5 protein-coding genes are annotated in these 6,737 nt (G+C 39.1%); 3 read left to right on the top strand and 2 right to left on the bottom strand.

Annotation, left to right across the window (positions count from 1 at the left end; translation table 11 throughout):
• Positions 1-139: 139 nt before the first annotated feature.
• Positions 140-1,369: an IS110 family RNA-guided transposase gene (locus tag LMB56_RS06125; RefSeq protein WP_229282092.1), complete on the bottom strand. Its 1,230-nt coding sequence runs from the start codon at positions 1,367-1,369 to the stop codon at positions 140-142.
• Between the two features lie 364 nt (positions 1,370-1,733).
• On the opposite strand from LMB56_RS06125, the gene LMB56_RS06120 reads away from it, so the two are divergent.
• Complete coding sequence (locus LMB56_RS06120; protein WP_229282120.1) at positions 1,734-2,327, top strand: peptidylprolyl isomerase; 594 nt, start codon at positions 1,734-1,736, stop codon at positions 2,325-2,327.
• A 42-nt stretch (positions 2,328-2,369) separates the two neighbouring features.
• On the opposite strand, the gene LMB56_RS06115 is transcribed toward LMB56_RS06120, so the two are convergent.
• Complete coding sequence (locus LMB56_RS06115; RefSeq protein WP_228341978.1) at positions 2,370-3,251, bottom strand: LysR family transcriptional regulator; 882 nt, start codon at positions 3,249-3,251, stop codon at positions 2,370-2,372.
• Between the two features lie 136 nt (positions 3,252-3,387).
• On the opposite strand from LMB56_RS06115, the gene LMB56_RS06110 reads away from it, so the two are divergent.
• Together LMB56_RS06110 and LMB56_RS06105 are read left to right on the top strand one after the other, a co-directional pair.
• Positions 3,388-5,016 carry a malolactic enzyme gene (locus LMB56_RS06110; RefSeq protein ID WP_229283540.1) on the top strand — a complete coding sequence of 543 codons (1,629 nt, stop codon included), beginning with the start codon at positions 3,388-3,390 and terminating at the stop codon, positions 5,014-5,016.
• Between the two features lie 293 nt (positions 5,017-5,309).
• Positions 5,310-6,698, top strand: coding sequence for a class II fumarate hydratase (locus LMB56_RS06105; RefSeq protein ID WP_229283541.1), 1,389 nt, complete (start codon positions 5,310-5,312; stop codon positions 6,696-6,698).
• Positions 6,699-6,737 lie beyond the last annotated feature (39 nt).

Genomic DNA, 6,737 nt, shown 5'->3' with positions numbered 1-6,737 from the left:
AGTCATGTGGTAATAAGTCAAGATAAAATTATCACTGACAAACTTGTTTTGACCAGATTTTTGACGCACTTAAATAAGCCTTGATCCCAAGGTGTTTTAAAAGCTAAGCGTCGAGAATCAGTTTATCTTCCTATACCAATTACCTCTTTTCCTGATAGATTTGATGATTTTTGAGTAGGAAGAAAATCACCCTAATAAGTTTACGTGCGGTAAGGACGAGAGCGCGTTTTGATGGGGTATGCTTTACTTCTTGATATTTACGCCGATAATATTCACCAAAAACTGGATCTTGGATTCTAACTCTGTTGGCAGCTTCAACCAAATAGTATCTAAGATAAGCATTACCAGTTCTCTTGAGCGGAGTATTATCACTAGCGTAAGCTCCGGACTGCTTTTCTCGCCAGGAAAGCCCAGCATATTTAGCCAATTTAGCTTCATTATCAAATCGTTCGATTTGACCAATTTCAGCTAAAATACCAGCAGCGTATACTGGTCCAATTCCGGGAATGGAGCGCAAAATCTGTTCTTCATCAGTTACTTGAACTACTTTCTCAATTGCTTTGTCGAGGTCTTTAATCATCTTCTGAAAAGCTTTAATTTCCTCGGCATAAACGGAGAGAACTGTATCAACTGAATTAGCAATTACTTTGTCTAAACGATAAGAAGCACGAACTGCCTTTTGAATTATTTTCGCCAAGGCTTCAGGGTTCGCGAAGCGACCCCGGCCGTGTTCATTCAGATAATCGGCTAAATCAGTAATCGAAAGATTAAGTAAGTCATCAGTAGTCATATCTTCAGTTAGCAGACTCATCATCGTTGAACCAAAGATAGAAGTATTCAGTTCATCAGAAATTACTAATTTATTGAGCTTGTAGTATAGGTTCTCAATAAAGTGTTGCTTAGCCCGAGCTAAGCTTTGAACAAGCTCATATCGGGAACGCGTTAAGCGTTGCAGGGCAATGTAGTTCTCTTGACGAACAATCCCTACTGAATAGCGTCCAACACGTAGGAAGTCAGCAATGTAAAAAGCGTCGATTTGATCATTTTTATCTTCAGCGAAGACATCATGATAGCGCTTAGTTTTCTTAGGATCGATAACCACGGATTGTGTATTGAACTTTTTAAGGTCCGAGTCTTCTTGGAAAAACATTGCTGGGTGAAAGCTGTAAATGGAAGTGGCTTCCATGCCAATCACAACTTGGTCGAGATGATTTGAATTCGCCGTATCGATAATCATGTTTTTTAATTCTGTTGCGCCTTTCAAATCATTAACAAAGTTACCATGGAAAACAACTTCAGTTGTTTCTTCAGAAATCATTGAAGTTACTAAATCTTTTGAGCTAACGTCAATACCGACAAAAAGTTTCATTGGAATGGCCTCCTTTCATTAAAATTTACTGGTCTTAATCTGATCACTGCATGATAGCCCCTAATTACAATCACTAAAAACATCCTCGCAAGTATCAGTATTCATTGGTTAGAGAGTTAAAGCTGCACCTAATCCTACTCTGAATTAGTAAACTATCTAATCGATACAGCATGTGAGTTCGAAAATCAGTAGATTGGCTGGGCGGCAGACTTCATAAGTAGTTAAAAACTACAGGAGGTATTAACCTATACCAGTTGACCAAAGCCAATGATAATTAGAGGTTATCATGCGGTGACCAGAAAACAAGTTGTAATGTAGCAAAATCCGTAAGGATATATTTATAGAATACGAGGAGGCTTTATTTATGAAATATCCCCAATTATCATTGGATGAGGTTGAAGGACCAAAAGCAGTAATTGAAACTACAATGGGAACAATTACGGCCCAACTTTTTCCAAAGTACGCACCTAAAACGGTTGAAAACTTTGTTAAATTAGCAGAGAAAAATTATTATGATGATGTAATTTTTCACCGGGTTATTCCGGATTTTATGATTCAAGGTGGCGACCCAACTGGAACCGGACGTGGTGGCGAAAGTATTTATGGTCACCCATTTGAAGACGAGTTTTCTGAAGAGCTATTTAACTTCACTGGTGCTCTTTCAATGGCTAATGCTGGTCCGAACACAAATGGCAGTCAATTCTTTATTGTCACTAATGAACATGTTCCAGAAAATATGATTGATCAAATGAAGGCAATTGGGTATCCCCAGGAGATTATTGATTATTACGAAAAACATGGCGGTACACCGTGGCTTGACTTCCACCACACCGTATTTGGTCAAGTATTATCCGGGATGGATGTTGTCGAAAAGATCAGCAAGGTTAAGCGGGACGCGATGGATAAGCCTAAGAAAGACGTTATTATAAAAACAATTAAGATTGAAAAAGAAAAGTAATAAAAGGAGTGTCGAATAGCCACCTCATTAGATGGTTATTTGTCATTCCTTTTTTGCAGTTAAGAGATCCCATAATTTTTGCTTGGGGGCTGTTAATAGTTCAGTTGAACGGGTAACAGCTGAAAGACGGAACGATTGTTTTAACGGGCTGGTAACATTTAATGAATGGATGTTATCTTCTGGAGTAATCGCCAAACTTGTTAAATAAGCAATTCCAAGATTTTCTGCAACCATGGTTTTGATAACGTGAATGTCAGCGGTTCGGTAGATGACTTGGGGACGAAAATGAGCTAAATGAGAGATTTGCTTAAAAGCTTGCTCATGAAAGAATTCAGTATCAGGAACAATAAAGCGTTCATTTTTGAGAGTAGCAAAATCAATCTCCTTTTTGGCAGCGAGGGGATGGCGCTTGCTAACGATAATCTTAAAGGGATACTCAGCTAGTTCAGTGGTTTTTAGCCCCACTTCTTTTAGGGGGTTAAGCGATCCAAGCAATGCCAAATCAAGGTGACCATGTTTAAGCATCTTGAGAATTTCCTTAGAACCATGCTCAGAGGTTTCCAAGTGGCTTAAAAGGCCTTCTCGCATTAATAGCGGGGTCAATGGCGGAAAGTAGTAATTGCCGATAATAGGTGGCAACCCAAAGCGAATACTGGATGATTCAGCTTGATTGATTTCTTGGTGAGCAATCCTTAATTCGTTTAAAATAACGTCAACGTGAACGGCAAATTGCTTCCCGGTTGGCGTAATATGCAATTGTTTATGGACATGGTCACGAACAAAAAATGACGTGCCAAAATCTTTTTCTAGTCGTTGGATAGCCATTGTAATAGTAGGTTGACTGACATTGAATTTTGCTGCAACTTGCGAAAAATTTTTATATTTTACTAGTGCTTGATAATATTTTAGGTCGTTTAATTTCATAGTAAATGCCTCTCTGCCAATAATTATAATGGGTACTATCAATTTTATTTATATCATAGCATATATTTGACTATAAACTAGCGCTGGAATTACCCTAAGATTGTTGAAACAGATAAAAGGTAAAGGATAGGCGATAATGTTGCGTAAAGGAATGCAAATGTTAAATGATCCCTTTAAGAATAAGGGAACTGCTTTTACAATTGAAGAACGAAAAAAGTATGGTTTATTAGGCTTGTTACCATCTTGTGTAAGAACGATTGAGGAACAGGCAGACGAAATCTACCGGTTATATCAATCTAAGAACTCACGGATTGAACAACGTCACCTATTGATGGAGGTATTCAATACTAACCGTACGCTTTTCTTCTACTTGATGGAAAAACATATTGCGGAGTTTATGCCGGTTGTGTATGATCCCGTAATTGCTGAGGCGATTGAGCAATATAATGAACGTTACATTAAGCCGCAAGATGCTGCATATTTGAGCATTGAGCATCCGGACTTAATTAAAGAGGAACTTGCTGATGCCGCTGATGGTCGTGATATTCGCCTTATCGTTGTTACAGATGCTGAAGGAATCCTTGGCATTGGCGACTGGGGTGTAAATGGGGTTGACATTTCTGTTGGAAAATTAATGGTTTACACGGCAGCGGCTGGAATTGATCCATCCCAAGTTCTCCCGGTTTCTATTGATGCAGGGACTAATAATGAAAAATTGTTGAAGTCCGCTAATTACCTAGGAAATCGAATTAAGCGGGTTGAGGGACAACCTTACTTTGACTTTATCGATAAGTTTGTTGATGCAGTTGAAGGATTGTTCCCTAAGAGTTTATTACACTTTGAAGATTTTGGTCGGGGAACGGCTGCACGGATTCTTGATAAATACCAGGATAAGATTTTGACCTTTAATGATGATATTCAAGGAACCGGGATTATTGCCTTAGCTGGTGTGCTAGGAGCCATGAATATCTCAAAAGAAAAGTTAACGGACCAAACATTCTTAACATTCGGTGCAGGGACCGCTGGAATGGGAATCGCTAAGATGCTTTATGACGAATTGCTCCGTCAAGGCCTGACACCCGAAGAAGCAAAGAAGCACTTCTACCTTGTTGACAAGCAAGGATTATTATTTGACGATACGCCAGGCTTAACACCAAAGCAAAAGCCATTTACCCGTCAACGGAGCGAGTTTGCTAATGCTGATGAATTAACTAATTTACTTGCTGTTGTTAAGGCTGTGCACCCAACAGTAATGATTGGTACATCCACTCAACCAGGCAGTTTTGATGAAGCGGTTGTAAAGGAAATGGCAGCTCATACTTCACGGCCTGTTATTTTCCCACTTTCTAACCCAACTAAGTTAGCAGAGGCAAAAGCAGCCGACCTTCTCAAGTGGACTGATGGAAAGGCATTAATCGCAACGGGAATTCCGGTTAAAGATATTGAATATAACGGAACTGTTTACCAAATCGGACAAGCTAACAATGCGTTAATTTATCCTGGAGTTGGTTTTGGGGCCTTGGCTGCTGAAGCTAAAGTGCTAAATGATAATATGTTAGCAGCAGCTGCTCATGCTTTAAGTGGCTTAGTTGATCCGGAAAAGCCAGGCGCAGCGGTGTTACCTCCTGTTTCTAAGTTAACAGAATTTTCTAAGCGAGTGGCTGAACGAGTAGCCGAATCTGCTATCGATCAAGGCCTAGCCGGCGACGGAATTACCGATGCAAAGAAGGCAGTAGCAGAAAAAATTTGGAAGCCTCAATATTAATCAAGCAGCTTGTACCTTTGTGAATAATAAAACCAGATTATTAGACAAAAATAGAAAAGCATCTAAGAAATTAAAAAATCTTAGGTGTTTTTTGTATCGAAGTTTGTGAAATTTTTGCAAACACGATTGAAAAAAGCTATTATAACAGTTGGTAAGGCAATAGCTATAAGTGAAATTTATTGAAAATTAAAGATTTGACTATAGCTTTACTTACAAGGTAGGATATACGTGTAAATGATGTGTAACATTTCACAAGATAAAATTGCTCAATTAATATATTGGAGGTTTTTGAGATGTCAGAATACCGTACTGAAGAAGATACGTTAGGTCCTGTTAAAATCCCTGCTGAAGCATTATGGGGACCACAAACAGAACGGAGCCGGAATAACTTCCCAACCGGTCAATACATGCCATTAGCAATCATCCGTGCTTTATTGAACATTAAAAAGGCAGCGGCCAAAGCTAATATGGAAACTGAAGCTATCTCTGAAGAAAAGGGTAATTTAATTGTTAAAGCGATTGATGAATTACTCGCATTAAGTGATGAAGAATTGCGGAAGGACTTCCCATTAAAGGTTTACCAAACTGGTTCTGGTACCCAAACCAACATGAACACTAATGAAGTTGTTGCGCACAAGGCTCATGAAATTAACCCTGACATTGAAATCTTGCCAAATGATGATGTTAACAAGGGTCAAAGTTCAAACGATACTTTCCCAACTGCTATGAATGTGGTTGCCTTAGAAGCGCTTGATAAGTTGAAGCCAGCTGTTCAACACTTAATTGATGAATTAAAGGTTAAGGAAGAGAAGTACATGAAGACTGTTAAAGTTGGACGTACTCACTTGCAAGATGCAGTTCCATTGACATTTGGTCAAGAACTTTCTGGTTATATTGCTTCCTTAGAACATGACCTTGATTACATTAAAACTTTGGAACCAACATTAGATGAATTGGCAATTGGTGGTACTGCTGTTGGTACTGGTTTGAATGCTGCAGAAGGAATGCCTGAAAAGATTGCTGAAAAGCTTAGTGAAGTTTACGGCTTAAACTTGACTGCTGATTCAAACAAGTTCTACGGTTTAGCTAACCACTCTGGTTTGGATGTTGTTCACGGTGCTTTGAAGACGTTAGCAGCCGACATGTTCAAGCTTGCTCAAGATATTCGTTTCTTGGCTTCTGGTCCTCGTGCAGGTTACGGTGAATTAAATATCCCAGCTAACGAACCAGGTTCATCAATCATGCCGGGTAAGGTTAACCCAACTCAAGCAGAAGCTGTAACAATGGCTGCTTTACGGGTATTCGGTAACGATACTGTAGTAACAATGGCTTCATCACAAGGTAACTTCGAAATGAATGTTTACAAGCCAGTATTGATCGATGCATTCCTCGAATCAGCTGACTTATTAACTGGAACAATTACTGGATTTGCTGACAAGATGATCCACGGAATGACAGTTAATGAAAAGCGGATGGAAGAATTAGTTGATAATTCATTGATGACTGTTACTGCTTTGTCACCACACATTGGTTACCATGACAGTGCTAAGATTGCTCAAGCTGCTGATAAAGCTGGTAGCACATTAAAAGAAGCTGCTTTGAAGTCCGGTAAGCTTACTGAAGAACAATACGATGAATGGATGGACATGCTTAAGATGACCAACGTTGATCGAGATAAATAAGAATTGAGTTAAAAGTAATGCCAATTTTGGCAAGAGTGG

This window comes from Limosilactobacillus reuteri (assembly GCF_020785355.1).
GTDB classification, from domain to species: domain Bacteria; phylum Bacillota; class Bacilli; order Lactobacillales; family Lactobacillaceae; genus Limosilactobacillus; species Limosilactobacillus reuteri_I.
The sequence above is the reverse complement of the archived record's forward strand: the minus strand, read 5'-3'. Positions and strand labels throughout refer to the sequence as shown.